The organism is Actinopolymorpha cephalotaxi, from assembly GCF_013408535.1.
GTDB lineage: Bacteria > Actinomycetota > Actinomycetes > Propionibacteriales > Actinopolymorphaceae > Actinopolymorpha > Actinopolymorpha cephalotaxi.
Window position 1 is genome coordinate 338,509 of record NZ_JACBZA010000001.1, and the last position, 26,334, is coordinate 364,842.

Consider the following 26,334-nt stretch of genomic DNA (forward strand, 5'->3'; position numbering starts at 1 on the left):
GCGGCACTCCCACGGGTACCAACCCCACCTGTGGATCATGGTCTCTGCCGGCGAATCAGAGCCAGTCGTGTTCGCGGGCGTAGCGGGCCGCCTCGTGGCGGGTCCGGGTCTGGGTCTTCTGCATGGCGTTGGAGAGGTAGTTGCGTACCGTCCCCTCGGCGAGATGGATCTGGGCGGCGGTCTCGGCCACCGAGTAGCCCTTGCCGGTCGCCCGCAGTACGTCGAGTTCGCGGTCGGTGAGCGGGCAGTCGTCGATGACCGCGAGCGCGGACACCTCCGGGTCGATCCAGCGTTTGCCGGCATGCAGGGAGGTGATGACAGAGGTGATGAGCGCCGGTTCGGCGGACTTGCTGACGAAGCCCTGGACGCCGAGTTTCAGGGCCTTGCGGAGCACACCGGGACGGGCGTGCCGGGTCAGCATCAGGATCACTTGTTCCGGTCGCGTCCGGCGGATGTCGGCGACCGCGCCGAGGCCGTCCACTCCCGGCATCTCCAGATCCACGACCAGCACGTCGGGCCGGTGCTTCAGGGTGGCCTCGACGGCGGTCTCGCCGTCCTCTGCCTCGGCGAGGACGGTGATGTCGCCTTCCAGGGGAAGCAGCGCGGCAAGTGCCTTGCGCAGCAGGACCTCGTCGTCGGTGAGCACGATGGTCGTCATCGGCTGTTCTCCCTCGCTGCCGCCGCCACGGCCGGGCTGGTTCGGGCAGATGGGAACTTCGCGGCTGTCAAGAACTGCTTGCCCTGCTGTTCCACGGTCAGCTCGCCTCCCTCGCCTGCCACCCGCTGTTTCAGCGTGGACAGTCCTCTGAGCTCGGGAAGCGCATCCTCCCGTACGCCGTCGTTGACGATCGTGATGCCGGCCTGAGAAAGCGTGATCTGCACCTGTTCGGCCTGTGCGTGCCGGAGGATGTTGGTGGTCGTCTCGCGCAGGACCTGGCCGAGTAGTTCGCCGGCACGAGGATCGACCTCGGCCTCCCGGGTCACGCGCACCCGGATACCGGCGGCCTCGAAGAGGTTCTTCGCGTTCTCGAGTTCGGCGGAGAGGTTCAGCCGCCGTTGGGCGTACGCGAGTTCCTTCGTCTGGGTGATGGTGTCGGCGACCAGGGCGTACGTCTCCTGCAGTTCCTTCTCCGCCCGGTCGGGGTCGCTGGCCAGCAGCTTCCGTGCCAGCGCGATCTTCAGTTTGACCACGTGCAGCGTGTGGCCCTGGATGTCGTGCAGGTCGCTGGCGAACCGGACGCGTTCGCGGATGACGGCGTGTTCGGCCTCGCGTTCCTTGGTCTGTTCGAGCTCACGGAAGATGTCGTAGAAGCGTTCGCCCACGGTCGTCATGATGGTCACCATCAGGGTGAGCACCGTCGGAACGAGGACGTAAGCCGCCAGCACCTCGTGGGCGTCGGACCGGTCCACCAGGAGCCGCGCCGCGCCCACCACGGCGACGTAGGTGATCAGCCCGGCGGCCGCGACGTACAGCAGGCCCCGGCGCCGCACCCGGGAGACCGCGAGAGACCCCACGGCGCAGATTCCCCAGTACGCGTTCGGGCTGCCGGTGAGCAGCACCCCGAGCGGCCACACCGCGCCCCCCACGATCATGCAGGGCACGGCGACCCTGGCAAGATCGTCGGCCGTCCAGCGTTCGAACGCCACCAGGGCCACCACGACGCCGGGGACGAGGACGAGGAGGTGCCACCAGGCGTGAGTGTCGATGAACACGATGACGGCGGCAGCGGTCACCAGCGGCGGGATGGACGTGGTGAGGTTGAGGCGGCGCAGCCGTCCCTGCGTCGCCTCGGTGAAGCCCGGTGATCTTGCGGTCACCCCCCAAGTATTCACGGGGGCCCGAATCGCGACCAGTGACACCACGTCACATGGCGCCGTGACGCGGCGCCACTGCCCGAACGGGGTCGACCGCTGTGTCATGGGTGGCATGTCCACAACGCCAGTCATCGAAGTCGACGAACTGAACGTCAGCTACGGCGACTTCCACGCCGTCAGGGATCTTTCCTTCGAGGTACGCCGCGGCGAGCTCTACGCCCTGCTCGGCACCAACGGGGCGGGCAAGACCACGACCCTGGAGACCGTCGAGGGGCACCGGTCGCCGACCACGGGAACGGTGCGGGTCTTCGGGCACAGCCCGGGCAACCGTCGGGCCGTCCGTCCCCGGATGGGAGTCATGCTCCAGGAGAGCGGCTTCGCACCGGACCTGACGGTGCGCGAGTCGGTACGCCTGATCGGCCGGCTCACCCGCCGTACGGACGACGTGGACCGCGTGCTCGACCTGGTCGACCTCACCGGCCGGGCGGGTCGGAAGGTGTCGCAACTGTCCGGCGGGGAGAAGCGCCGGCTCGACTTCGCCACCGCCGTCTTCGGCTCCCCGGAGCTGATCTTCCTGGACGAGCCGACCACGGGTCTGGACATCCAGTCCCGGGACGACCTGTGGGAGACGGTGAACCGGCTCCGCGAGAACGGCGCCACCATCGTGCTCACCACGCACTACCTGGAGGAGGCGCAGCAGCGCGCCGACCGCATCGGCCTCATGCACCAGGGCACCCTGCACCGGGAGGGCACGGTGTCGGAACTGACCCGCACCCTGCCGGCCGTCGTCCGCTTCTCGTTGCCGGGACCGGCGCCGGCAGCGGACCTGCCGTTGCAGGCCGTCGCCGACGCGGACGGGAGAGTCGTGGTCGAGACCTTCGCGCTGCAGAAGGACCTGCACGTCCTGCTCCGATGGGCACAGGACAACGCCGTGGAGCTGCGGGACCTCGAAGCCGGCCCGACCCGGCTGGACGACGTCTTCCGCGCCATCGGCACCTGACACGCAGTCTCCCGCTTGTCAATTGACAGTTGACATGACCTCCGAGAGGAACTCCCGCCATGTTCTCCATCGCTGTCAGCGAGCTGATCCAGATCATGCGCAACCGACTGGTGCTGGTCACCAGCTTCATCGTGCCGGTCGTCGTCAGCGCGTTCTTCGTACGCCAGCACGAGACGTTCGAGGCTATCGGCAGCCTCGGCTACATCGCCGCCATCGTGATGTTCATCGTCGCCGCGTTCGGGCTCTACACCACCGCCGTGACCACGCTGGCGTCCCGCAGGCAGAACCTCTTCCTCAAACGGCTGCGGTCCACCGCCGCCGGCGACCCCGGCATCCTGGCCGGGCTGCTGCTGCCGGCCACCGTCATCGCGCTGGTTCAGGTGACGGTGATCCTGGCCGTGTTCGCCGTTGTGGCCGGTGAACCGGCCAACGTCGCCCTGCTGGTGGTCGCCGTCCTCGCCACCCTGGCCATGATGGTCGGCCTGGGCCTGGCCACGGCAGGGCTGACGAACTCGCCCGAGCATGCCCAGGTGACGACGCTGCCGGTCACCCTCGGCGTGATCGCCGTCGCCACCTGGGTGGGTACCAGCGGAACCGAGGACCTCACCCTGCTCAAGCGGCTGCTGCCCGGCGGATCGGCCACCGAACTGGTGATGAACGCCTGGAACGGCGGCGTCGCCGTGGCCGACTCCCTCCTCCTGCTGGGACCGACGCTGGGCTGGGTCGTCGTCGCCGTCGTACTGGCCACCCGGCTCTTCCGCTGGGAGCCTCGCCGCTGACCAGACGGCCGGAGACCGGATGGGGCCGGAGACCGGATGGGGCCGGAGACGGGCCGCGCGGAGGGTCCCTGCGGTAAGGCTTTTGCAGGAGTATGTTGCCGCCCATGTCCCGGCCCCCGGCAGGTGAAACCTCCGTGGTAGCCCCCCGGACGCGCCTGCCGGTCGGGCGGTCCGGGGGTTCGTCAGTCGTTCGCCCGGCGCCCGCGCAGGGCGCGTACGGCACGGACCACGCGGAGTGGAAGCAGACCGACGAGCGGTGCGCGCCGGCCGAGATCCGCACTGTCTTCGCGGTCGAAGGCCGCGGCGTACCGGTCGGCGTCGGCGGCGGTGGGGTAGCGCTTGCTGCCGGCGGCGCCACAACCGCGTTGGCACCGCCAGGTCATGGTCTCGCCCTCGGTGGAGAAGCGATACCTGTGGCCGAGGATCCGACAGTGCACCATGACGGCGCATCCTACGGCGCCACCTCGGCGTACGCCATCTCGCCGAGAGGAAGTCCGCCGGCACGTGCGGCACCACTCACCGCGCGTCCCATCCGGCCTTCCTGAGCGAGCGAAACGGACCGCACATGTCGTCAACCACGTTGGACACCATTCGTACCCGGGTTCCGGCCCGGCTGGACCGCCTGCCATGGTCGCGATTCCACTGGCGGGTGGTGATCGGCCTCGGCACCGTGTGGATCCTCGACGGGCTCGAGGTGACGATCGTCGGCTCGGTCGCCAGCCGCATGATCGAGAAGGGCAGTGGGATCCACCTCACTGCCGGCGACATCGGTATGGCTGCCGCCATCTACGTCCTGGGCGCCTGCATAGGCGCGTTGTTCTTCGGTCAGCTCACCGACCGGTTCGGCCGCAAGAAGCTCTTCCTGCTCACGCTGGGCGTCTACATCGTCGCCACCGTGGCCACCGCCTTCGCGTTCGCGCCGTGGTACTTCTTCCTGGCCAGGTTCTTCACCGGCATGGGCATCGGCGGGGAGTACTCCGCGATCAACTCCGCGATCGACGAGCTCATCCCCGCCCGCAACCGCGGCCAGGTCGACATCGCCATCAACGGCAGCTACTGGGTCGGCTCCGCGCTCGGCAGCATCGCCGCGATCTTCCTGCTCTCCGACATCTTCGCCACCGACCTGGGCTGGCGGCTCGCGTTCGGCCTGGGCGGCATCTTCGGCCTGGCCATCCTCATCGTCCGCCGGCACGTGCCCGAAAGCCCGCGGTGGTTGTTCATCCACGGCCGCGAGGACGAGGCGGAGAAGATCGTCGACTCGATCGAACGCGAGGTTCGCGAGGAAGCCGACGACGAGATCCCCGAACCCGGCGAGAGCATCACGGTCCGCCAACGCAAGACCATTCCCTTCCGGGAGCTCGCCCGGGTCGCGATCAGGAAGTACCCCCACCGCACGCTGCTCGGCCTGGCGTTGTTCATCGGCCAGGCGTTCCTCTACAACGCGGTCACCTTCGACCTGGGCACGATTCTCAGTACGTACTTCAAGGTGGCGTCCGGTTCGGTGCCGTTCTTCCTGGCCGTGTTCGCGGTCGGCAACTTCCTCGGCCCGATGTTGCTGGGAAGGCTTTTCGACACAGTCGGGCGTAAACCGATGATCGCCGGAAGCTATCTCGGCGCCGCGGTGATGACCGCGGTGATCGGCTTCCTGCTGCTGAGCAACTCGCTGAACTCCATCTCGTTCATCATCCTGCTGGCGATCGGGTTCTTCATCGCCTCGGCCGGCGCCAGCTCGGCCTACCTGACGGTCAGCGAGATCTTCCCGATGGAGACCCGGGCGCTCGCGATCGCCTTGTTCTACGCGGTCGGTACGGCGATCGGCGGCATCACCGGGCCGTTGCTGTTCGGCCAGTTCATCCACAGCGGCAACCTCGGCCTGGTGGCGCTGGGCTTCTTCATCGGCGCGATCGCGATGGCCTTCGGCGGCGTGGCCGAACTGGTGTTCGGGGTGCGCGCCGAGCAGCAGTCCCTGGAGAACATCGCCCGCCCGCTCACCGCGGAGGAGGCGGACGAGACGGACGAGCGCACCGGCGAGGGAGAGCGGGCGGAAGCAGGAACCGAGGACGAGGACCGGGTGAGCGCGCGGGAGGCGGCCCGAAGGGCCGAGTCCGAACGCGACGAACGCATCGCCCGGCGGTCGGAACGCCTGCGCACACAGCGATACCGGCCCGGCCCGGGTACGTCGTTCTACTCGCCCGGCATGCACGCCTCCGGCGCCTCGCCCAGCCAGAGCCGGCTGGCCGGGGACCGCGCCCTGGACGAGGAGGTCGCCCGGATCGCCAACCTGGTAGGCGAACGCGGGCCGATGGATCGGGAGACGTTGTTCCGCGAACTCGGCGCCCGCCGGTGGGGCCCCCGCCGCTTCGACGCCGCGTTGCGCACCGCCGTCGCCGAGGGCCTCGTCCGGCCGACGGGCCGCCGGCAGTTCGGCCCGCCGGAGGACTCGGGTCGGTAGAGGTCGGCAGAGGTCGGTAGAGCTCAGTAGCCGCGTTCCACCTCGACCAGCCCGACCAGCTTCTCGCCCGCGACGTAGCGGCGGACGTTCTCGTTCACCCGCTTGGTGAGTCCCGGGATGAGCAGGCTGGGCGGGTTGGCCGAGTGGGGCGTGATCAGCGCGCGCGGCTCGTCCCAGAGCGGGTGGCCGTCCGGGAGCGGCTCGGGGTCGGTGACGTCCAGGCCGGCGCCGGCGATGCTGCCGGCGCGCAGGGCCTCCACCAGCGCGTCGGTGTCGATCAGCGATCCCCGGGCGATGTTGACCAGCCAGGCGTGCGGCTGCATCAACTCCAGCTCCCGCGCGCCGATCAGGTGCTTGGTCTCGGCCGTCGACGGGGCGCCGATCACAACCACGTCCGAGGCGGAGAGTACGTCGTCCAGCCGGTCCGGGGTGTAGGTGTGCGCCGCACCCGGCACCGGCGTACCCGAGCGGGTGATCGCCAGCACCCGGACCCGCAGCGGCTCCAGCATCCGGATCAGCGCCCGGCCGATGCCGCCGCAGCCGACGATGCCGACCGTCGAGTCCAGCAGGGTTCCGGACCGTACGCCCGTCCAGGTGCGTTCGCCGGCGAGCGTGTGCAGTTGGCGCAGGCCGCCGAGCATCAGCGCCAGCGTGTGCTCGGCGACACCGTCGGCGTAACTGCCGACCGCGCAGGTGTAGACCTTGCCGGAGGTGAAGATGCCGGCCCGGAACCACGACTCGATGCCTGCCGACGGAAGCTGCACCCACTTGATGCCGTCGTGGTCGACGTCCTTGAACTGGTCGGGCGACCCGCCCCACCACACCAGCGCCTCGGCCTGCGCGGGGTCGTCGACCACCTCACCGCCCGCCGTCTTCACCGCCTCGAGGAGCTCGGGCAGCTGCTGTGGGCCGACGTGGATCTTGGGGGTACGTGCACCGGAGGTCATCCGTCCAGTATCTCCGCGCGGGTGGTTGTCGCGATCGGCGGTGCTCGGCCGGCCTGCTCAGCTCGCCTGGCGGGCGGCCACGTCCTCGGCGGCGACGTCGAGCAGGAACCGCTGCGCCGGGCTGAGCCGGTCGTACGTCGTGGAACGGATGTAGGCCTTCTGGTCCAGCTGCTGGGCGAGGTCACGGGTGCAGAACGCCATGTGCATGGCCCGTCTGGCCCGGTCGGAGCTGTTCAGCGTCCCGCCGTGCCACAGGTGGCTGTTGAAGATCACGACCGTGCCGGCCGGGGCGAGCAGCTGAACCTGGTCGGGATGGGCGTCCTTGGGGTCGGCCAGCTCCTGGCCCGGCAGCTTGGCCCACCGGTGCGAACCCGGGACGACGCGGGTGGCGCCGTTGTCGGCGGTGAAGTCGTCCAGCAGCCAGATGGAGTTGCACACGCGGTACGCACCGGGCCGGACGGGCTCGCCGTAGTCGGTGTGCAGACCCTGAAGTCCCTTGCCCGGACGGGAGGCGCGGCTGTTGAGGGAGAACACCTTGAACTCCCCGAGTACGTGCCGCATCCCGGCCAGCACCCGCGGATGGGTGAAGCAGACGTCGAACATCGGGTCCTTGTTGATCAGGTCCGACAGCCGGTCCGCACCCTCCTCCTGGTGCACCTCGAGGCCGGCCTGCTCGCCCTCGGCGGCGGTGAGCTCGGCGAGGCGGGTGTTGAACGCCGCGACCTGCTCGGAGCTGAGGATGCCCGGCAGCGGGAGGAAACCGTCCCGGTCGAGCTGGTCCTTCTCCTTCGTGGACAGGGTTTCGTCGGTGACGGCGAGGTCGCGCAGTGCGGTCGCCATGTCCATGGTGCGCTCCGTTCGGTCGGGTCCCGCGCTCCATGGTTCGCCGCGTGCGGGTGGGGTTCCACCCGTTGGCCGCCTGCGGTCGCCGGCTGGCCCGAACCGGCAGACGCCACACCCGGCCCGGGAGCCAGGGTCCGGGCCGGGTGCGGCGTCGGTTCAGTGATCCGGGCGGTCGGTCACGCCTCGGACAGGTTGTCGATCGCGGTGAGCTCGTCCGCGGACAACTCGAAGTCGAACACGTCGACGTTGGACTCGATGCGTTCGCGCTTGGCCGACTTCGGGATCACCACGACGCCGCGCTGCAGGTGCCAGCGCACGATCACCTGCGGGACCGTCTTGCCGTACTTCTCGGCGAGTCCGGTCAGCACCGGGTCGTCCAGCTTGGCGGCGCGGAACGGGCTGTAGCCCTCCACGACGACGCCGCGCTCACGGCTCCCCTCGAGCAGCTCGCGGTCGAACTGCACGGGGCTCCACTTGATCTGGTTGACCGCGGGCGTCACGCCGGTCTGGGAGGTGAGCTCGTCGATCTGGTCCAGGGAGTAGTTGCTCACGCCGATGTGGCGTACGAGACCCTCCTTCTGCGCCTCGACGAACACCTTCCACGACTCGACGCCGGCGGTGCCGTTCGGCGGCCAGTGGATCAGCCACAGGTCGAGGTGGTCCACGCCGAGCTTGTCCAGGCTCTGCTGGAGGGTCTGCCGCTCCCGGCCCACGTGGTCCGGCGGCAGCTTGGTGGTGACGAAGACCTGGTCGCGGGGTACGCCGCTGTCGCGCAGCGCGGTGCCGACCTGGTCCTCGTTGCCGTAGCCGGTGGCCGTGTCGAGGTGCCGGTAGCCGGCTTCCAGCGCCCAGGCGACGGCCTGGCGAGCCTCGTCGCCGGAGAGCTGCCAGGTGCCGAACCCGATCAGCGGGATGCGGGCGTCGGGGGAGAGCGGTGCGGTGAGTTGGGAGGACAGGCCGATGTCAGTCATTCCTCGGTCCTACCCCTTCGCGCGGGTGAAACGCCAACCAGTTGGCCCGGCGGGGGCGGGCTGGCCAGATGTGGCCGAAACGGTTCTCGGAGGTACGTTCGGAGGCGTGTCCGACTCGATTCCCCAGCCCCAGTCCGGGGCCTCCTCGCCCGCCGCCTCGCCCGCAGACCCGGCCGGCCGGATCCCACTCTCCGTACTCGAGCTGGCCCCGGTCGGTGAGGGGCAGACGAGCGCGGAGGCGCTGAACGCCGCCGCGGCCCTGGCCCAGCGGGCCGAGGAACTCGGCTACCGCCGCTTCTGGGTGGCCGAGCACCACAACATGCCCGGCGTCGCGTCCACGTCACCGGGTGTGTTCCTCGGCCATGTGGCCGCGCGGACGCGGAGCATCCGGGTCGGCTCGGGCGGGGTGATGTTGCCCAACCACCCACCCCTGGTGGTCGCCGAACAGTTCGCGATGCTGGAGGCGCTCAGCCCCGGCCGGATCGATCTCGGCATCGGCCGCGCACCGGGCACCGACCCGGCGACCGCGGCGGCGCTGCGCCGGTCGAAGGAGGGACTCGGCGCCGAGGACTTCCCGCAGGAGCTCGCCGACCTGCTCGACCTGCTGGGCATCGAGGAGGGTGGCGGCCGGCTCGCGCTGCGGCGGATGAGCGCCACGCCCGTGGCCGCGTCCGCGCCGGACGTGTGGCTGCTCGGGTCGAGCGGCTACAGCGCGCAGGTCGCCGGGATGCTGGGGCTGCCGTTCGCGTTCGCCCACCACTTCAGCGCGGCCAACACGCTGCCCGCGATGGAGCTGTACCGGTCCACCTTCCGGCCGTCCGCGCGACTGGCCGAGCCGTACGCGATGGTGACCCAGTCGGTCTACGTCGCCGACACCGCCGAGGAGGCGGAGGCGATCGCCCGGCCGGCCCGGCTGGCGCAGGTGTCGCTCTACACCGGCCGCCCGCGACGGACCCCCACGCCGGAGGAGGCCGCCGCGCACGAGTGGACCGACGCCGAGCTCCGGATCATCGAGCAGGGCCCGAGCCGGCCCACCATCGGCGACCCGAAGTCCGTGCTCGCCGAGCTCACCGACCTGGTGTCGGCCACCGGCGCGAACGAGCTGATGGTGACGACGATGACACACGGACTGCCCGAACGCCTGCACAGCTTCGAGCTGCTCGCCCAGGCCTGGCCCGCTGGGAGCGAGGCCGGGTCATCGGCGGGATAGCCGTAAGGCCGGGAGTCGTCGGCAAATTGGTTTGCGCCTGTACCGGCCGGGCCACACGCTCGTCCCCGTGACCGACACTCGTACCGACATCCGTACCGATCGCCTCCTGCTCCGCCGATGGCGCGAGGCCGACCTGGCGCCGTGGGCGGCGATGAACGCCGACCCGGCCGTCCGTGAGCACCTGGGCGACCTGCTGACCCCCGAGCAGAGTGCCGCGTCGGTGGAGAACTTCCGGGCCGAGTTCGACGAGCGTGGCTACGGATGGTGGGCCGTCGAGGTGGTCGCCACCGGGACGTTCATCGGCTTCGCGGGCTTGGACCTGGTGGACGACTACATGCCGTTCGACGGAATCGAGATCGGCTGGCGGCTCGCCCGCTCCGCCTGGGGGCACGGCTACGCCACCGAGGCAGCGTTCGCGACGCTGGCGTTCGGCTTCCGGACCCTCGGGCTGCCGGAGATCCTGGCGGTCACGACTGCCGGTAATCACCGTTCGCAGGCGGTGATGCGGCGCATCGGCATGACCCGCGATCCCGCGGAGGACTTCGACGATCCCTCGGAGCCGGAAGGTCCGTTGCGGCGCTGCGTGCTCTACCGGCTCCGTGCCGCCGACTTTCGCCCCGCCGGTACGGCCGCGGACAGTCAGGCCGGGTAGCAGCGGATCTCGGCCGCCTTCACACTCGCCCAGACCCGGGCGCCCGGCTGCAGGCCGAGGTCGGCGACCGCGTCGGCGGTGACGTCGGCGAGCACCGGCGGCCGGCCGGTCAGACGTACGCGCATCAGGTCTCCGTGGCGTTCGACGCCGACGACCTCCACCTGCCAGCAGTTGCGCGGGCTGCCACCGGGCGCGCTGCCGTACAACGCCACCGCCGACGGGGCGAACGCGACGAACACCTCGCCCGCCACCCGCCTCCCCGTGGTCAGCTCGCCGCCGTCGGCCAGCCGGACGACACCGGCCGCGCCTGCCTCGCCCGCCCCGTCGGTGTGCCCGCGGAACAGGTTGAGGCCGACCAGGCGGGCGACGTACTCCGTGCGTGGCGTGCGGGCAACCTCCGCCGGCGAGCCCTGCTGGGTGACCCGGCCGTTCTCCAGGACGACCAGCCGGTCGGCCAGCACCATGGCGTCCAGTGGTTCGTGGGTGACGAGGACGCAGGTCCCGTCGTACGCCGAGAGGTGCCGGCGAAGGTCGGCGCGGACGTCCATCCGGGTGGCGGCGTCCAGCGCGGCGAGCGGCTCGTCCAGCAGCAGCAACCGGGGCTCCACCGCGAGCGCCCGGGCCAGCGCGACCCGCTGCGCCTGCCCGCCGCTCAGCGCGCGCGGCCGGGCGCCGGCGACGTCGGCCAGCCCCACGCGTTCCAGCCAGGACTGTGCCGCCGCTCGCGCCGGCGCCTTCGGCACGCCGTGTGCGCGCGGACCGAACGCCACGTTGTCCAGGGCGGACAGGTGCGGGAACAGCAGGTAGTCCTGGAAGACCACGCCGATCGGGCGCTGCTCCACGCGCAGGTAGTCCCGCGTCGCCGGCCGGTCGAGCACCCGGTCGCCGAGGTGGATCTCGCCCGCGCTCAGGGGCTGCAGCCCGGCCAGTGCGCGCAGCGTCGTCGACTTGCCGGCGCCGTTGGGGCCGAGCAACGCCACCACCTCACCGGGACCGGCGGTCAGGTCGAGGTCGAGGTCGAACGCCGGCCGCCGGACGACGACGTGTGCGCGCAGGCCCGTCGAGGTTCGCCTGTTCGCGTCGTGGCCCGCCGTCCTCACCGGGGCACCCACCGGTCGCGCAGAGCGGCGAGCACCACCACCGACACGACGAGCAGCAGCAGGCTGAGCACGATCGCGGCGTCGGGGCTGGTCTCCATCGCGACGTACACCGCGAGCGGCATCGTCTGCGTGGTGCCGGGGAAGTTCCCGGCGAACGTGATCGTCGCCCCGAACTCACCGAGCGCCCTGGCCCAGGCGAGGACGGCGCCGGCCGCGACGCCGGGCGCGACCAGGGGGAGGGTGACCCGGCGGAACGTCAGCCAGCCCGAGGCGCCGAGCGTCGCGGCGGCGTCCTCGTACCGCCGGTCCGCCGCGCGCAGCGCACCCTCCACGCTCAGCACCAGGAACGGCGTGGCGACGAACGCCTCGGCGAGGACGACCGCCGCGGTGGTGAACGGCAGCGACAGCCCGAACCACGCGTCCAGCCACTGCCCCACCAGGCCGCGCCGGCCCAGCACGAGCAGCAACGCGACCCCACCGACGACGGGTGGCAGGACGAGCGGAACGGTCACCAGGGCGCGCGCCAGTCCGCGGCCCGGGAGGGTGCTCCGGGCCAGCACCCAGGCGAGCGGGACACCGAGCACCAGCGCGACCAGCGTCGCGAGAGTGGCCGACACCAGGGACAGTCGCAGGGCCTGCCAGACCTCCGGCCGTCCGAGCTCGTCGATCAGGCTCGACCAGGGTGCGCGGACCACCAGGCCGAGCAGCGGGACGACCAAGAACGCCAGCCCGACGCAGGCGGGAACGGCGAGGACGACCGGAACCCGGGCACGAACTCCCCGGTCGCCCGGCCGGCGTAGCCCGCCGGCTGTCGTCCGGCCGGTTCGTACTTCGTCGGGGTGGAGGTCCCGCCCGGTGGGGGAGTCGCCGCCGGAGCCCGGTGCACCGGTGCCGGCGTCCGGACCGGTGCGCGGAGCGGGTCCACCGGTCCGTCGGGCCATGCCGGGATCCTAGGCGGGGCCACCCAGCCGGCGGCGGGGGTGGGGGCGGCGTGGGACGCGCGGGTCGGGGCGGATCACCCGCCGCCCCGGCGGCGAGGCATCATCGAGGACATGGACGAACCCAAGCGGCCCTCTCGCACGGACCGGCGCGCGGACGCGATCGGCCCGTTGCTGCCCGACCGAGCCGGCGAGGACGACCCGGAGCGCTGGGGCGACCGGGACGGGTCCGAGGACGACGCCGACCGTCGCCTTCGCGACGAGGTGCCGCCCCACCACGGCCAGTAGTACGGGCAGCCAGCCGGCGTCAGCGCGAGACTGTCGGTTGCCCGGCCGGCGGCGGATAGTCAGGGCCCGGGCTCCGGTCGCCGGCTCCGTCCCGCTGATCGTCCCGCTGATCACCGGCGCGGCCCGCTCGCTGCTCGCGCGCCTCGGCCAGCAGGTCGCGGATGTCGCGAAGCAGCAGGATGTCCTCGGCGGGCGGAATCTCCGGGGCGGCCTCGGGGTCGTGGCGGTGCCGGCGCAGCGCCGCCAGCCGGTTGACCGGCACCACCACGAGGAAGTAGATCGTGGCGGCGATGATCAGGAAGTTGAACACCGCGTCGATGATCAGCCCGAGGCTGAACTGCGCGTTGTGGACGGTGAAGTGTCCCACCTTGGTGAGGTCGGGCTGACCGAAGATCGCCGCCACCAGCGGGTTGATGAAGCCGTCGAGCAGTCCGGTGACGATCTTGGTGAACGCCGCGCCCAGCACGACCGCGACCGCGAGGTCGAGGACGTTGCCACGCATCAGGAACTGCTTGAACCCCTTGAACATCGGGCTCCTTCCTCGCCACCTCGGCGTACCGGTCGTTGCCGGAACCTACCGCGCGCCGGCCGCGCCACATCACCCCCTGTCCGTGTCCTGGCCGGCGCGCCCCGGTCAGGGCACCGCGCGCAGCACCAGGGAGATCCGCGACGTCACCGCCGCCCGGGCGAGGTCGGCGGCGGTCTCGGCCGGCACCGCCACCACGACCAGGCCACCCTCGCCGCCGGCGTCCACCGAGCCACCGGCGCCGACACTTCCGAGCGGACCGCCGCCGCCTTCGGATCCGGCCGCCCCCTCACCCGCGCTGCCCGGCAGGGCGAGCACCCGGACCTGGGTGGCCACCACCCGAGCGGGACGGGCCGCCTGGTCGACGTCGGTCTCGGCGGCCAGCAGGTCGATCCGGTCACCGGGCCGGACCAGAGCGAGCGAGCCGGGGTCGGCGACGCGTACCGGAGCGGCCACCACCTGCGCGGTAGATCGCACCCGGGCCAGCAGGTCCGGCCCGAGCAGCCGGGCGTCGGTGAGCGGCTCACCCGTCCGGACCGGGCCGGCCAGCACGGCGCCGCGGCCCGCCGATCCGCCGGCCCGTGGGTCACCGGGGCGCAGGACTCCGGCTGGTACGACGTGCGGGGGGAGGGCGACCTCGCGCAGGTCGCCCGGTGAGAGCGGCGCCCCGCCGGGAAGGTCGCGCGCCGCGGCCAGAACGGTGACGGTGGGCGGCGGCTCGGGTGCCAGCAGGTGCAGGGCCAGCGCGACGCCCGCCGCGGCCAGCCCGGCCGCGACCAGCCGGCGATGCCGGGAGATCGCCCGGGTGACCTCGCTCAGCATCCCTCGCCCGCCGGGCCGGTCGCGGGCTCGGGCGGGGGAGCCGGGCACGTCGGAACGCGAGGCCGGCGAGGAGAGCCCACCCGCCCGGGGAGGGTCGGTGGACGAGGCGTCGGTACGCGAGGTGGCGAAGCGGCGTCGGGACATGCGACGAGGCTAGGCAGCCGAACCCACCCGGATCCGGTTGTCCACAGTTGGGCCCCTCGAGACGGCCGAACCGCCGGCTGTGGACAAAAACCTGGCCGGCCAACGAGCCCGGCCAACGAGCCGGTCGACGAGCCCGGACAGACGAACTGCCGCCCTCGACCGAGGACGGCAGTGCGTACGTACGAACCCCGCCGGCTCCACGCCGGCGCGGGCGAAAAGCTAGGCGGCGTTGGAGGAACCGGAGCCGCTCGAGGTGCTCGCCTTGGAGCCGGAGTCCTTGCCGGACCCGCCGCCGGAGCTTCCCGAGCCGCTCGAGCTCCCGGAGCCGCCGGAGCTGTCCGAGCTGCCGGACTTGCCCGATCCGGAGTCGGACGAGCTGCTTGCGGACTCCTTGCCGGAGCCGCTGGTCTCCTTGGACCCGGAGTCCTTGCCGCTGCCGTTGCCGGAGCCACCGGACCGCTGCTGGCTGCTGCGGCTGTCGTTGCGGTAGAAGCCGGAACCCTTGAAGACCACGCCGACGGCGCTGAAGACCTTGCGGAGCTTGCCGCTGCACGCGGGGCACACGGTCAGCGGGTCGTCGGAGAACTTCTGGACGGCCTCAAGCTGCTCGCCGCAGTCGACGCAGGAGTACTGATAGGTAGGCACTGCCACCCTCCATGTGCACGGTCTGAAGACCTTCGCCGGCCTCGGCGGCTCGGTTACAGGCGGCCTGGCCAAGGCGATACCGGAGCAAAGATTAGCACTCCGAGGCAAGGACTGCTAAGCGCAGTCCCGGCCCCGGAGGCTCCGATCATCGAGGACCCGCACGGCCCTCACCCACCCGTACGCCGTCAGTCGAACGCCTTCAGGTCCCGGTCGGTGGCGAACCACAGCGCCTCGGGGATCTCGAACGTGGCGTAGGAGTAGTTGCCCATCGGCAGCCAGTAGTCGTACTCCCCGACGGTCGAACCCTGGAAGACCAGCACGATCCGCCAGGTGTCGACGTAGAGGGTCCAGACCCGGCGCTTCCGGACGGCCCCCTCCTCCTCGAAGGTGTAGATCCGCTCCAGCTTGACGAGGTTGCCGAGCAGGTCGTCCTTGCGGCTCTCCACCTCACAACCGGGCAGCTGGGCGAGCCCCGCCTCGATGCCCTCGCGGATCGTGTCCTGGTCCTCGGCGACCACGTGGTCGTCGAGCTTGCTGACCCACGCCGCGAAGTACGTCCTGGGGTCGTCCTCCTCGGGGGAGAACAGCACGCCCTCCCGGTCCTCGTCCAGCTCGAACTGGTGCCAGTCGGACGGGAACCGGAACGAGAACCGCCCCATCGGGTCCTGGTAGGTGCTGACCCCGGTGAACCGGGGCCGCCCCTCGCGGACGGGAGTGGTCACTTCGTTGCCTCCTGCTGCCTCTGCGCCTGCTGCTGCTCCGCCACCTTGGTCATGACCTCCGGCGCCACCGGGATCTCGGCAAGGCGGCTCGCGCCCTTGAGTTCGAGCGTGTCGGAGAAGTGACAGGCTGCCATGTGGTTGTCACCGGTGTCGCGGAGCGGGGGCTCCTCGGCCCGGCAGATGTCCTGAGCGTACGGACACCGGGTGTGGAAGTAGCAGCCGGACGGGGGGTTGGCCGGGCTGGGCACGTCGCCGGTGAGCAGCGTGGGCCGGGTCCGCTTGCGCGGGTCCGGCTGCGGCAGCGAGGACAGCAGCGCCTCGGTGTAGGGCATCTTCGGGCTGTAGAACAGCTGGTCGGTGGTGCCGACCTCGACCACCTTCCCGACGTACATCACCGCAACGCGGTCGGAGATGTGCTCGACCACGCTGAGGTCGTGGGAGATGAAGAGGTACGTCAGGTCGAAGCGATCCTGAAGGTCCTCCAGCAGGTTGAGCACCTGGGCCTGAACCGACACGTCCAGTGCGGACACGGGCTCGTCGCAGATGATCAGCTTGGGGTTCAGCGCCAGTGCCCGGGCGATCCCGATGCGCTGGCGCTGGCCGCCGCTGAACGCGTGCGGGTATCGGCTGGCGTGCTCGGGCCGCAGTCCGACCACGGTGAGCAACTCGGCGATCCGGTCCCGCAGCGCCCGGCCGGACAGCGTGTTGTTGATGATCATCGGCTCGGCGATGATCCGGCCGACCGTCATCCGCGAGTCCAGCGACGAGAACGGGTCCTGGAAGATGATCTGCATCTCCGGCCGGATCCGCTTCAGCGTCTTGTGGTCGGCGTCCCCGATGTTGACCTTGCCCAGCTCGGTGTGGTCGAAGACCACCGAGCCTTCGGTGGGCTCCTCCAGCCGGAGGATGGTCCGGCCGGTGGTGCTCTTGCCGCACCCGCTCTCCCCGACGATCGAGAACGTCTCGCCGCGGTTGACCGAGAGGTTGACCCCGTCCACGGCCTTCACGTGGCCGACGGTGCGCCTCAGGAAGCCCTGCTTGATGGGGAAGTGCTTCTTGAGGTCGCTGACCTCGAGCAGAACGTCGTTCACGATTCCTCCTACTTGCCCGCGGCGGCGGACGCGGACGCGGCCTCGGCAGGTGTGCTGCCCGGGTAGAGGTGGCACCGGACGTTGTGGTCGGGTTTCCCTTCCACCGGAGCCTCCACCGGCAGCACCGTGTCGCACAACCCCTTCATCGCACTTGGACAGCGCGGGTGGAAGGGGCAGCCCGGAACGGTGGAGTACGGGTCGGGCACCGAACCCTTGATGACCTCCAGCGGCGTCCCGCGGTTGACGCCGATCCGGGGGATCGACCGCAGCAGCGAGACGGTGTAGGGGTGCTTGGGGTCGTGGAAGATGTCGTCGACCGGTGCGCGTTCGACGACCCGGCCGAGGTACATGACGACCACCTCGTCGCACAGCTGCGCGACGACGCCCATGCTGTGGGTGATGAACATGATCGACATGCCGTACTCGTCCTGCAGCTCGCGCATCAGCTCCAGGATCTGCGCCTCGGTGGTCACGTCCAGAGCCGTGGTCGGCTCGTCGGCGATCAGCAGGGTCGGCGTGCACGACAGCGCCATCGCGATCATCGCCCGCTGGCGCATACCACCACTGAGCTGGTGGGGGTAGCTCTTGGCGATGCGCTCGGGGTTGGGCATCCCCACCCGGCGCAGCATCTCCACCGCCCGCTTGTTGGCCTCGTTCCGGTCCGGCGTCTGGTGGAGCAGGATCGCCTCGGCGATCTGGTCGCCCACGGTGTAGACCGGGTTCAGCGAGGTCATCGGCTCCTGGAAGATCATCGAGATCTCCTGGCCGCGGATGGCCCGGATCCGGTCACCGGTCGGGTCCAGCGAGGTCAGGTCGACCACGCCCCGGGAGTTCTCGGCGGGCGCCTTGGTGACGGTGCCGGTGCCGGTCTCCTCGGTCGCGCCGGCCTCGGGCGCGGCCTCCTTGGGCCCGCCCGTACCCGTACGGCCGCGGTTGCGCCTGGTGGCCCGGCCGCCGCCCTTCCGCTCCACACCCGGGCGGAACAGGATGTCGCCGTTGACGATCCGGCCCGGCCGCTCGATGATCCGCAGGATCGCGCGGGCGGTCACGCTCTTGCCCGAGCCGCTCTCGCCGACGATCCCGAGCACCCGGCCGCGGGGAACGTCGAAGGTGACGCCGTTCAGTGCACGTACGACGCCGATCTGGGTCGGGAACTCCACCTGCAGGTCACGGACGCTGACGACGGCGTCGGCGGCCATCCTGGTGGAGGGGTTGCTGATGGTTGCCTCACTCATGACGAGACCCCTGTCTCTCCTCTGTGCCGAACGAGGCCGGGACGCCGGAGATGACGTCCCGCCTCGCTCGTGCCGCGGATGCCGGTGGTGTGCGGGTACGGCCTAGCCATAGGGGTCCACCGCGTCACGAACGCCGTCACCGAGCAGCTGGTAACACGTCACCGCGATCACCACCGCCACCGCGGGGATGAGCATCCAGGGGTACTGCTGGACGGCCTGCACCTTCTGCGCGTCCTGCAGGAGCACACCCCAGCTGACCGCCGGCGGCAACATCCCGATGCCGAGGAACGACAGTGACGTCTCGGCGATGATCGTGGTGGGGATCGCCAGCATGGTCACCACCACCAGGTGGCTGATGGAGTTCGGCACCATGTGGCTCAGGATGACCCGGGCGTGCCCGCTGCCCGCGGCCCGGGCCGCCGCCACGTAGTCGGCGCCGGCGTACGACATCACCTTTCCGCGGATCTGTCTCGCGAGGCCGGCCCAGCCCACCAGCGACAGGATGACGGTGATGAACAGATATCGCTTGGTCACCGTCATGTCGCGGGGAAGGATGGCCGCCATCATCGCCCACAGCGGCAGCGTCGGCACCGAGAGGATGATCTCGATGATGCGCTGCAGCACGTTGTCCACGAGTCCGCCGAAGTAGCCGGAGATCGTGCCGATGATGGCACCCAGGATGGTGCCGATACCGACACCCACCAGGCCGATGGTCAAGGAGACCCGGGAGCCGATGATGGTCCGGCTGAAGATGTCCCGGCCCTGGTCGTCGGCGCCCCACAGGTAGACGGTGTTGGGCTTGTCCACCCCGAACAGGTGCGTGGTGGTCGGGATGAGGCCGAAGACCTTGTAGTCGGCGCCCTTCACGAAGAAGTTGATCGGGTCCGGCTTGTCGCAGTTGGTCTTGTACTCCCAGGTGAAGGTGTCCTTGTTCAGCGTCTGGGCCACCCCGCAGACGGCCGGGCCGCCCTTCCAGGTCAGCTTCGCCGGTGCGGCGTTGGCCCGGTCGGAGTTGACGGCGTTCGCGTCGTACGGCGCCAGGAACGGCGCGAACAACGCGATGCCGTACATCACCAGCAGGACGATCCCGCCGGCCACGGCGAGCTTGCTCTGCTTGAAGCGGCGCGCCATCAACCGCCACTGGGGGATCTCGCCGACGTCGGAGCCCTTCTCGGCGGGCGCCTGGTGCTCTTGGGAGATTGGTTCCTGGATGATCGCCATCAGTGGCGCCCTCTCACTCGGCGGACCGGGCCCGGGGGTCGACCCAGGCCAGTGCGATGTCGGCGAGCAGGTTGCCGAGGATCAGCAGCATCGACAAGAACATCAGCAGCGTGGCCGCGAGGTACATGTCCTGGTTCAGCAGAGCCTGCAGGTACAGCGGTCCGGTCGTGGGCAGGTTGAGCACGATGCTCACGATCGCCTCACCGGAGATGAGGACCGGCAACGTCGTACCCAGCGCCATGATGAGCGGGTGTACGGCGTTGCGGGTGGCGTGCTTCCAGATCACCCGGCGTTCCAGGACGCCCTTCGCGCGGGCCGTCTGGACGTACTGCTGGTTGAGCACGTCCAGCAGGTTGGCCCGCATCACGCGGGTGAGCCAGGCGGTGCTGCTCGCGGAGATGACGACCAGCGGAATCCACACGTGCTTGAGGAAGTCGACGAACTTCGCTCCACTCCATGGGGCGTCCTGATACTGCGCGGAGAACAACCCGCCGACGTCGGACCCCAGGAATCTCGCGGCGAACACCAGGACGACCAGCGCCAGCAGGAACTCCGGCACGGCCACGCCGATGAACTGGAACAGGGTGATGAGGTAGTCGGGTAACGAATATCGATGGGTCGCTGAATAGACCCCGATGGGTATCGCTATCAACCAGGCGATGATGAGCGCCCCGCCCGCGAGCATGACCGAGAGCCCGAGCCGGCCCCAGATGAGGTCGCCGACCGGCTGGCGATACGTGAAGGACTGACCGAAGTCGCCCTTCATGAAGCCGCCGATCCACTTGCCGTACTTCACCATCACCGGGTCGTCCAGGCCGTAGCGCGTCTTGAGGGCGTCGATCTGGTCCTGCGACACGTTGTTGCCGATACTGCGCAGCCGCTGGATCTCGGCCGTCAGCGCGTCTCCGGGCGGCGCCTGGATCATCACGAAGCTGACGATCGAGATGATGAAGAGCGTGAGGATCATGTAGAGCAAACGCCGAACAATGAAAACGACCATCTGTGCGTCTCCCGATCAGTCGATCCCGGTGGGGCGGGGCGGCGGCAGGTGGGTGGGGGTGCCGACCGGCACCCCCACCCATCCGTTGCGCCTTAGACCTTGTGCTGGTCGGGCTTGTCCCAGAAGAAGGTCTCGGGGTCATAGACCGCGGGCGTCGGGTGAATCCACGGGTTGACGAACCCACCCTGCGCGAGGTTTTCCTTCTTCGGGATGTTCATCAGACCCTGCCGGGCCAGCACCACCTGCGGGGTGTTGGCGACCGAGCCCTGGAAGAACGGACCGTACTTGATGTGGATCTTGATCATCTCCCACACCATCTGGGTCCGCTTCATCTCGTCCGGTTCGACCTTGGACTTGTCGTAGATCTTCCACAACTGGTCGATCGGACCGCCCTTCTCGGGCTCCATCCGAGGCGGTGTCCGCTTGAACGGGTCGACGTTCGCCTGCTTGCCCTCGTCGGGCGTGCCACGGACGTTGTACCAGGAGCCTTCGAGCGGGCAGTACCGGCTGTTCTCGATCGGCACCAGCCACTGCGGGTAGACCAGGTGGTTGGGACCGTCCCCGACCTCCCACGCCGTGGTGGACGTGAGCTTGCCGTTGTTCCACAGGTCGCCCCACCCCTGCGGCGCGACGGGGTTCTGCTGGGCCTTGATGCCGATGGCCTTCCAGTCCCGCTCGAGGTAGGAGTTCTTCTGCTTGTGGTCGTCGGTGGTGTCGGCCGGGAAGTCCAGGGTGAACTTCAGCTTGCTCCCGTCGGGGAACTCGCGGTAGCCGTCACCGTCCTTGTCGACCACGCCGAGCTCGTCCAGCAGCTTCTTGGCCGCCGCCGGGTCGTACTTCAGTGCGGAGTCCCGCCACTGCTGGTAGACCTGCTTGCCCTCGTCGTTGACCTTGTATTCCTTGGCCTTCGGGCTCAGCGTGCCGGTGGTCTGCTCACCGGTGTTGAAGTAGATCGCCTTCTGCATGTCGGCCCGCTTGGTCGCCATCGACAGCGCCTTGCGGAACTTCGGCTCACGGATGAGCTTGCGGAGCTTCGGGTCCTTGTGGTCGTAGTTGAAGAAGAACACCGACCCGGTGCCCGAACCGCCGTCCCACAGCAGGACGTCGAGCTTGGACGTCTTCTGCGACTGCTTCATCGCCGAGATGTCCGGCAGCGCGACACCGAAGAACGGGCCGTGCACGTAGTCGAGCTTGCCCTGCTGCATCTGCAGCTTGCCGACCTGCTTGTCCTGGACGACCGACATGTTGAGGGTGTCGACGTACGGGAGCTGGTCGCCGTTCGGCATGACGCAGTGGTAGTACGGGTTGCGCTCCCAGACGATGCTGCGCCCCTCCTTGATGGACTTCAGCTTCCACCCGGTCATCGTCGGGCAGTCCGGGTTGCGGGAGAAGTCGACCTTGGTCTCGAACAGCCCGCCGGCCGAGGCCCAGCTCTTGCCGACCTTCTTGTTGTACTTCGGGTGGTACTGCTTGGCGAAGTGCGCCGGCACCATCCACTTCGGGCCGTTGCCGTTCGTGCCCTTCACCCACATGGCCAGCCGGTCGGCGGTCAGCGGCGCGGGGGCGTCGAACTTCATGGTGAGGGTGTTCGGGTCCACCGCGCTGAGCGTGGCGACCTTGCCGGTGCCGGACTTGCACTCGTCCGGGGGCGTCTCGCTGTGGTCGGTGTTGAGCACCAGGTCGTTCCACCAGAACATGATGTCTTCGGTGGACCAGGGCTCCCCGTCCGACCAGCGCAGGCCCTTGCGGAAGTGCAGGGTCCACTCGCTCGCGTCGGCGTTGTGCTCCCAGGACTCGACCAGGCCGCCGGTGATGGCCAGACCGTCGTTCAGCCACCGCAGCAGCGTGTGGCCGTACATGTACTCCTTGTTGGAGGCGTCGATCGCGCCACCGGAGGCGGAGGGGCTGATCATCAGCAGATCACCGCCGAACTTGCCCGGCTTGACCCACTTGTGAGGAATCACGAAGGGGTTCTCCGGGAGACGCTTCTCGATCGCGTCCAGCTTGCCGGCCTTGACCTGCTCGGCGAGCAGCGGAGATTCCTGGAACTTGGACGGCTTGGGGAGCGCCTTGGTGTTGGAACCCTTCGCGGTGGAGGCGTTCCCGCCGTCGCCCGCGTTCTTCTTGGGTCCGCTTCCGTCGGTCGAGCCTCCGCCGCTCGAACACGCAGCAAGCATGACGCCACCCGCGGCAGCGGCGGTCCCGTAAAGGAACGTCCGCCGGTTGAGCATGGCCTTTCCGGTCATCTGATCTGTGCCCTTTCCTTCAAGGCGCTGCGGGCCGGCATCCCGAAGGACCGCCGGAAACTGCCGACTGGCCGAGCCCGTGGTGATTCAGTACCGCGCGATCCCACCGCAGGACGATCCGAACGCCCCGGTCGCGTGAGTACATGTGCGCGTTGTGCAGTGGTTGAAGGAGTGCCCACGAGGGCGACCCCCGGTGTCACGACGCCGCAGGGGCCGGCGGCCTCCGCGGGCCTGGTCTCCGGCGTCGTGAAGTTGGTCATGCCCGGCTCGCCGAGGTGGTCGGCCCGGCGCCTTGACGCGGGCCCCACGGTGCGCGCACGGCAGCACGACGCCGGCGAGGAGCAATCTCCTCGCCGAACCCGTGTTGCGTGCTGATGAATTGTCATCGTTTTGCGACCGTCTCGTTACCTCTTCCGGACACTGCACGTCAGGCCTCCCAAGTCGGAGACCTGTGCGTAATTTCGGGCATGTTAATACCGCCCGGGTCGACGTTCCAAGGGTCTGGAAGAAACTAAACGTCAGAATGTGGAAGGAACTACGCCGGGTTGTCGCAGGAATGCGCTACGTACTGGAATCGATCCCACATGCACCCCGTCCGGCACGCGGCCGGGGCGCCCAGGATCGATGAAGTGGTCTGCTTGTACCGCCCGGAAGCCTTGCTGTGCAAGGGGTATCGGCGAAGTGGTTGGCCGTTACCGGTCGGACACGGGTGGCCACCCTTCGGATCCGGGACGTCGCGGATCCGACCCTACGTTCACCTCTTGACGCCGGTGTGCGGAAGTTGTGCCATACTTCCGCGACCGACGGCTCGGGCCGCTATTGTTTCGGGACGCCCGATTTCGTCGTTGCTCAATAGTGCTGCCGTTTTTGTTTATTTGACGGCAGCCCATTGTGCATTCCGTGAATTCCTTTTCGTCGAATTCCCGGCCGGCTCGCCGCCGGTCGAAGCCCCCATGATCGCGGCGGGACGTGTCCGAGACGTGCCCTGGATGTCCTGGTGTAACCACTAGGCTGCGGAGCGTGCAACGACGACTGGTGCGCCTCGCGGTCGCTCTGGTGACCCTGCTCGCGCTCGTTCTGGTCGTGGGCAGTGCCGCCGCGATCGTCGCCGTTCGGCGCTCGCTTCCCGGGTACGACGGCGAGGCGCGGCTGCCCGGGCTGTCGGCCGCCGTGGAGGTCCGGCGCGACGCGCGGGGCGTTCCGCAGATCTACGCCGACACCCCCGAGGACCTGTTCCGCGCCCAGGGGTACGTCCAGGCGCAGGACCGCTTCTACGAGATGGACTTCCGGCGGCACCTCACCGCCGGGCGGCTGGCGGAGTGGTTCGGACCGCGGCTGGTGTCCACCGACAGGTTCGTCCGCACCATGGGCTGGCGCCGGGTGGCGGCGGAGGAGTACCCCCGGCTGTCGGACCCCGTACGCGGCTACCTGCGGGCGTTCACCGACGGCGTCAACGCCTACCTCGACACCCACAGCGGATCCCGCCTGTCGGTGGAGTACACCCTCGGCCTGCTCGGGCCCGAGCAGCGCCCCGAGCCCTGGTCGCCGGTCGACTCGCTGGCCTGGCTGAAGGCGATGGCGTGGGACCTGCGGGGCAACCTCGACGACGAGATCGCCCGGGCGCTGGACTCGACCAGGCTGGCACCGGACCGGGTCGACCAGCTCTATCCCGCGTACCCCTTCGACCGGCACCCGCCGATCGTCACCCAGCTGCCGACGGCGGACAGCGCGGCGGACAGCGCGGCGGGCGGCGACTCCGGCGCCGGGTCCGTCCGGATGCCCGGCCGGTCGGTCGTCGTCCCCGCCGGGCCCCGCACTCCGGCCGGCGGCCCACCGCTCACCGGCCCACCGCTCACCGACCCCGCGGCCGACTCGCCGCCCCCCGGCCTGCCCGCCGACACCGCGGCGGCGTTGCGGGAGGCTCGTGCGTTCCTCGCCGGAGCGCCCTCCCCGCTCGGCCCCGGCGACGGGGCGAACGCCGGCATCGGCTCGAACTCCTGGGTGGTCGCGGGCTCCCACACCACCACCGGCAAGCCGATGCTCGCCAACGACCCGCACCTGGCTCCCCAGCTGCCCTCGCTGTGGTACCAGATCGGCCTGCACTGCCGGGTGGTCGGCGAGGACTGCCCGTTCGACGTGGCGGGCTTCGGTTTCTCCGGGATGCCGGGTGTGGTGATCGGCCACAACGACCGGATCGCGTGGGGACTCACCAACCTCGGCGCGGACGTCACCGACCTCTACGTCGAGCGGATCGACGGCGACAGCTACCTGTACGACGGAGCGCGGGAGCCGCTGACCACCCGGCGGGAGACGATCAAGGTCCGGGGCCGGCACCCGGTCGAGGTGGTCGTCCGCTCCACCCGGCACGGCCCGGTGCTGTCCGACGCGAACCCGTCCGTCGGCCGCGCCGTCGGCGGGTCCCGGGTCGGCCGCTGGTCGCGGGCCGGCGGCTGGCAGACCGCGGTCGCGCTGCGGTGGACCGCGCTGGAGCCGGGCAAGGCCGCAGAAGCGTTGTTCGGCATCGACGCGGCGCGCGACTGGCAGTCGTTCCGCGCCGCGGCGGCGTTGTTCGACTCGCCCGCGCAGAACCTCGTCTACGCCGACGTCGACGGGCACATCGGCTACCAGGCGCCGGGCCGGATCCCGATCCGCAAGGGCAGCGACGGCCGCTGGCCGGTCCCGGGGTGGAGCAGCGACTACGACTGGACCGGCTGGGTGCCCTTCGACCGGCTGCCGGCCGAGTTCGACCCGCCGCGCGGCTACATCGTCACCGCCAACCAGGCGGTCGCACCGGCGTCGTACCCCTTCCAGCTCGCCGACCACTACTCCTACGGCTACCGCAGCGACCGGATCGGCGACCTGATCACCGAGCTGATCCGCCGCGAGGGCCGGCTCGACGTCGCCGACATGCAGGCCATCCAGACCGACACCCGCAACGAAGCCGCCGCCATGCTGGTGCCGTACCTCCTGCGGGTCCGCGTCGACGACTTCACCGCGCAGGCCCAGCGGCTGTTCCGCGGCTGGAACTACAGCCAGGGCGCCGACTCCGCGCCCGCGGCGTACTTCAACGCGGTCTGGGCGAGGTTGCTCGGGGACACCTTCCACGACGAGCTGCCGAGGAACGCCTGGCCGTCGGGCGGTGACCGGTGGTGGGAGGTCGTGCGCGGCCAGCTGAGCCGGCCGAACAGCCCGTGGTGGGACGACGTACGCACCAAGGGAGTACGAGAGGACCGCGACGTCATCCTGCGCCGGGCACTGGAGGGCGCGCGCCGGGACCTCACCCGGCGGCTGGCGAAGGATCCGGCCGAGTGGCGGTGGGGTCGGCTGCACCGGCTGGAGCTCGTCGACCAGTCGTTCGGGCGAAGCGGGGTGGCGCCGCTGGAGCGGCTCTTCAACCGCGGCCCCTACGACCTTCCCGGCGGGACGGACGCGGTGCTGGCGACCGCGTGGAACGCCGCGACCGGGTTCGACGTGCGGGCAGTCCCGTCGATGCGGATGGTCGTGGACCTCGCCGACTTCGACCGTTCGCGCTGGGTCAACCTCACCGGCATCTCCGGGCATCCGGGGTCGGCGCACTACAACGACCAGTTCAGGACCTGGGCGGCCGGCGGCACGTTCGCCTGGCCGTACGCCAAACCCGCGGTGGAGCGGGCCGCCGAGCATCTGCAGGCGCTGGTTCCCTAGCCG

At 70.0% G+C, this 26,334-nt stretch carries 23 protein-coding genes and 1 pseudogene; 7 read left to right on the forward strand and 17 right to left on the reverse strand.

Annotated elements, in window-relative coordinates; all coding sequences use genetic code 11:
* Positions 1-55 precede the first annotated feature (55 nt).
* Together FHR37_RS01480 and FHR37_RS01485 are read right to left on the reverse strand one after the other, a co-directional pair.
* Complete coding sequence (locus FHR37_RS01480) at positions 56-658, reverse strand: response regulator transcription factor (RefSeq protein WP_092881386.1); 603 nt, start codon at positions 656-658, stop codon at positions 56-58.
* Positions 655-1,818: a sensor histidine kinase gene (locus tag FHR37_RS01485; RefSeq protein WP_237768589.1), complete on the reverse strand. Its 1,164-nt coding sequence runs from the start codon at positions 1,816-1,818 to the stop codon at positions 655-657. The genes FHR37_RS01480 and FHR37_RS01485 overlap by 4 nt, the downstream gene beginning before the upstream one ends.
* A gap of 109 nt (positions 1,819-1,927) precedes the next feature.
* Between FHR37_RS01485 and FHR37_RS01490 the strand changes: the two genes are divergently transcribed.
* Both FHR37_RS01490 and FHR37_RS01495 read left to right on the forward strand, forming a co-directional pair.
* Positions 1,928-2,815 carry an ABC transporter ATP-binding protein gene (locus FHR37_RS01490; protein WP_092881846.1) on the forward strand — a complete coding sequence of 296 codons (888 nt, stop codon included), beginning with the start codon at positions 1,928-1,930 and terminating at the stop codon, positions 2,813-2,815.
* Positions 2,816-2,874: 59 nt separating this feature from the next.
* On the forward strand, positions 2,875-3,594 hold the full coding sequence (locus FHR37_RS01495) for an ABC transporter permease (RefSeq protein WP_092881390.1): 720 nt from the start codon (positions 2,875-2,877) through the stop codon (positions 3,592-3,594).
* Between the two features lie 182 nt (positions 3,595-3,776).
* On the opposite strand, the gene FHR37_RS01500 is transcribed toward FHR37_RS01495, so the two are convergent.
* Positions 3,777-4,034, reverse strand: a complete 258-nt coding sequence (locus FHR37_RS01500; protein WP_092881392.1) for a hypothetical protein — start codon at positions 4,032-4,034, stop codon at positions 3,777-3,779.
* Between the two features lie 125 nt (positions 4,035-4,159).
* Here FHR37_RS01500 and FHR37_RS01505 point away from each other — a divergent pair, with 125 nt between their 5' ends.
* Positions 4,160-6,046 (forward strand): MFS transporter, encoded by a 1,887-nt coding sequence (locus tag FHR37_RS01505; protein ID WP_092881394.1) that lies wholly within the window; start codon positions 4,160-4,162, stop codon positions 6,044-6,046.
* Between the two features lie 23 nt (positions 6,047-6,069).
* Here the strand turns inward: FHR37_RS01505 and FHR37_RS01510 are convergent, their stop codons facing one another.
* From FHR37_RS01510 to FHR37_RS01520, 3 genes are all read right to left on the reverse strand, one after another.
* Positions 6,070-6,993, reverse strand: a complete 924-nt coding sequence (locus FHR37_RS01510) for a D-isomer specific 2-hydroxyacid dehydrogenase family protein (protein WP_092881396.1) — start codon at positions 6,991-6,993, stop codon at positions 6,070-6,072.
* A 57-nt stretch (positions 6,994-7,050) separates the two neighbouring features.
* A complete protein-coding gene (locus FHR37_RS01515) occupies positions 7,051-7,839 on the reverse strand; it encodes a phytanoyl-CoA dioxygenase family protein (RefSeq protein ID WP_092881398.1) in 789 nt (262 codons plus the stop codon).
* Between the two features lie 173 nt (positions 7,840-8,012).
* Complete coding sequence (locus FHR37_RS01520; protein WP_092881400.1) at positions 8,013-8,807, reverse strand: aldo/keto reductase; 795 nt, start codon at positions 8,805-8,807, stop codon at positions 8,013-8,015.
* 106 nt (positions 8,808-8,913) lie between these two features.
* Here FHR37_RS01520 and FHR37_RS01525 point away from each other — a divergent pair, with 106 nt between their 5' ends.
* Both FHR37_RS01525 and FHR37_RS01530 read left to right on the forward strand, forming a co-directional pair.
* Positions 8,914-10,017, forward strand: coding sequence for an LLM class flavin-dependent oxidoreductase (locus tag FHR37_RS01525; protein ID WP_269086061.1), 1,104 nt, complete (start codon positions 8,914-8,916; stop codon positions 10,015-10,017).
* A 67-nt stretch (positions 10,018-10,084) separates the two neighbouring features.
* Complete coding sequence (locus tag FHR37_RS01530) at positions 10,085-10,669, forward strand: GNAT family N-acetyltransferase (protein WP_092881850.1); 585 nt, start codon at positions 10,085-10,087, stop codon at positions 10,667-10,669.
* Here the strand turns inward: FHR37_RS01530 and FHR37_RS01535 are convergent.
* Both FHR37_RS01535 and FHR37_RS01540 read right to left on the reverse strand, forming a co-directional pair.
* Positions 10,657-11,769, reverse strand: coding sequence for an ABC transporter ATP-binding protein (locus tag FHR37_RS01535; protein ID WP_237768590.1), 1,113 nt, complete (start codon positions 11,767-11,769; stop codon positions 10,657-10,659). The two genes, FHR37_RS01530 and FHR37_RS01535, sit on opposite strands and share 13 nt — an antisense overlap.
* The gene (locus FHR37_RS01540; protein WP_092881404.1) at positions 11,766-12,710 is read right to left on the reverse strand and encodes an ABC transporter permease; all 945 of its coding nucleotides are present in this window, start codon (positions 12,708-12,710) and stop codon (positions 11,766-11,768) included. Before FHR37_RS01540 ends, FHR37_RS01535 begins: the two co-directional genes overlap by 4 nt.
* 111 nt (positions 12,711-12,821) lie before the next feature.
* Here FHR37_RS01540 and FHR37_RS01545 point away from each other — a divergent pair, with 111 nt between their 5' ends.
* Positions 12,822-12,995 (forward strand): hypothetical protein, encoded by a 174-nt coding sequence (locus FHR37_RS01545; RefSeq protein WP_175542362.1) that lies wholly within the window; start codon positions 12,822-12,824, stop codon positions 12,993-12,995.
* 19 nt (positions 12,996-13,014) lie between these two features.
* Here FHR37_RS01545 and mscL read toward each other — a convergent pair whose 3' ends face one another.
* From mscL to FHR37_RS01590, 9 genes and pseudogenes are all read right to left on the reverse strand, one after another.
* On the reverse strand, positions 13,015-13,524 hold the full coding sequence (mscL, locus tag FHR37_RS01550) for a large conductance mechanosensitive channel protein MscL (RefSeq protein ID WP_092881406.1): 510 nt from the start codon (positions 13,522-13,524) through the stop codon (positions 13,015-13,017).
* 105 nt (positions 13,525-13,629) lie between these two features.
* Positions 13,630-14,487 (reverse strand): Flp pilus assembly protein CpaB, encoded by an 858-nt coding sequence (gene cpaB, locus FHR37_RS01555; RefSeq protein ID WP_202817909.1) that lies wholly within the window; start codon positions 14,485-14,487, stop codon positions 13,630-13,632.
* Positions 14,488-14,820: 333 nt separating this feature from the next.
* Positions 14,821-15,132 (reverse strand): annotated as a pseudogene (locus FHR37_RS32860) (FmdB family zinc ribbon protein); the annotation flags it as partial.
* Between the two features lie 185 nt (positions 15,133-15,317).
* On the reverse strand, positions 15,318-15,854 hold the full coding sequence (locus tag FHR37_RS01565) for a hypothetical protein (protein WP_092881412.1): 537 nt from the start codon (positions 15,852-15,854) through the stop codon (positions 15,318-15,320).
* Entirely contained in the window at positions 15,851-16,945 is a 1,095-nt protein-coding gene (locus tag FHR37_RS01570) for an ABC transporter ATP-binding protein (protein ID WP_092881414.1), read from the reverse strand. The genes FHR37_RS01565 and FHR37_RS01570 overlap by 4 nt, the downstream gene beginning before the upstream one ends.
* Before the next feature lie 8 nt (positions 16,946-16,953).
* Positions 16,954-18,180, reverse strand: a complete 1,227-nt coding sequence (locus tag FHR37_RS01575) for an ABC transporter ATP-binding protein (RefSeq protein WP_092881416.1) — start codon at positions 18,178-18,180, stop codon at positions 16,954-16,956.
* Between the two features lie 102 nt (positions 18,181-18,282).
* Entirely contained in the window at positions 18,283-19,401 is a 1,119-nt protein-coding gene (locus FHR37_RS01580; protein ID WP_092881418.1) for an ABC transporter permease, read from the reverse strand.
* Positions 19,402-19,414: 13 nt separating this feature from the next.
* Entirely contained in the window at positions 19,415-20,401 is a 987-nt protein-coding gene (locus FHR37_RS01585; protein WP_092881420.1) for an ABC transporter permease, read from the reverse strand.
* Positions 20,402-20,493: 92 nt separating this feature from the next.
* Positions 20,494-22,647, reverse strand: a complete 2,154-nt coding sequence (locus FHR37_RS01590; protein WP_092881422.1) for an ABC transporter substrate-binding protein — start codon at positions 22,645-22,647, stop codon at positions 20,494-20,496.
* Positions 22,648-23,667: 1,020 nt separating this feature from the next.
* Here FHR37_RS01590 and FHR37_RS01595 point away from each other — a divergent pair.
* A complete protein-coding gene (locus FHR37_RS01595; protein WP_092881424.1) occupies positions 23,668-26,331 on the forward strand; it encodes a penicillin acylase family protein in 2,664 nt (887 codons plus the stop codon).
* The last annotated feature ends 3 nt before the right edge of the window (positions 26,332-26,334 follow it).

Excerpts from the sequence above, each read along its gene's own strand:
- FHR37_RS01495 (WP_092881390.1), top strand. The coding sequence starts at position 2,875 with ATGTTCTCCATCGCTGTCAGCGAGCTGATCCAGATCATGCGCAACCGA.
- FHR37_RS01510 (WP_092881396.1), bottom strand. The coding sequence starts at position 6,993 with ATGACCTCCGGTGCACGTACCCCCAAGATCCACGTCGGCCCACAGCAG.
- FHR37_RS01575 (WP_092881416.1), bottom strand. The coding sequence starts at position 18,180 with ATGAGTGAGGCAACCATCAGCAACCCCTCCACCAGGATGGCCGCCGAC.
- cpaB (WP_202817909.1), bottom strand. The coding sequence starts at position 14,487 with ATGTCCCGACGCCGCTTCGCCACCTCGCGTACCGACGCCTCGTCCACC.
- FHR37_RS01590 (WP_092881422.1), bottom strand. The coding sequence starts at position 22,647 with ATGACCGGAAAGGCCATGCTCAACCGGCGGACGTTCCTTTACGGGACC.
- FHR37_RS01520 (WP_092881400.1), bottom strand. The coding sequence starts at position 8,807 with ATGACTGACATCGGCCTGTCCTCCCAACTCACCGCACCGCTCTCCCCC.
- FHR37_RS01515 (WP_092881398.1), bottom strand. The coding sequence starts at position 7,839 with ATGGACATGGCGACCGCACTGCGCGACCTCGCCGTCACCGACGAAACC.
- FHR37_RS01580 (WP_092881418.1), bottom strand. The coding sequence starts at position 19,401 with ATGGCGATCATCCAGGAACCAATCTCCCAAGAGCACCAGGCGCCCGCC.
- mscL (WP_092881406.1), bottom strand. The coding sequence starts at position 13,524 with ATGTTCAAGGGGTTCAAGCAGTTCCTGATGCGTGGCAACGTCCTCGAC.
- FHR37_RS01480 (WP_092881386.1), bottom strand. The coding sequence starts at position 658 with ATGACGACCATCGTGCTCACCGACGACGAGGTCCTGCTGCGCAAGGCA.
- FHR37_RS01540 (WP_092881404.1), bottom strand. The coding sequence starts at position 12,710 with ATGGCCCGACGGACCGGTGGACCCGCTCCGCGCACCGGTCCGGACGCC.
- FHR37_RS01505 (WP_092881394.1), top strand. The coding sequence starts at position 4,160 with ATGTCGTCAACCACGTTGGACACCATTCGTACCCGGGTTCCGGCCCGG.
- FHR37_RS01490 (WP_092881846.1), top strand. The coding sequence starts at position 1,928 with ATGTCCACAACGCCAGTCATCGAAGTCGACGAACTGAACGTCAGCTAC.
- FHR37_RS01585 (WP_092881420.1), bottom strand. The coding sequence starts at position 20,401 with ATGGTCGTTTTCATTGTTCGGCGTTTGCTCTACATGATCCTCACGCTC.
- FHR37_RS01545 (WP_175542362.1), top strand. The coding sequence starts at position 12,822 with ATGGACGAACCCAAGCGGCCCTCTCGCACGGACCGGCGCGCGGACGCG.
- FHR37_RS01500 (WP_092881392.1), bottom strand. The coding sequence starts at position 4,034 with ATGGTGCACTGTCGGATCCTCGGCCACAGGTATCGCTTCTCCACCGAG.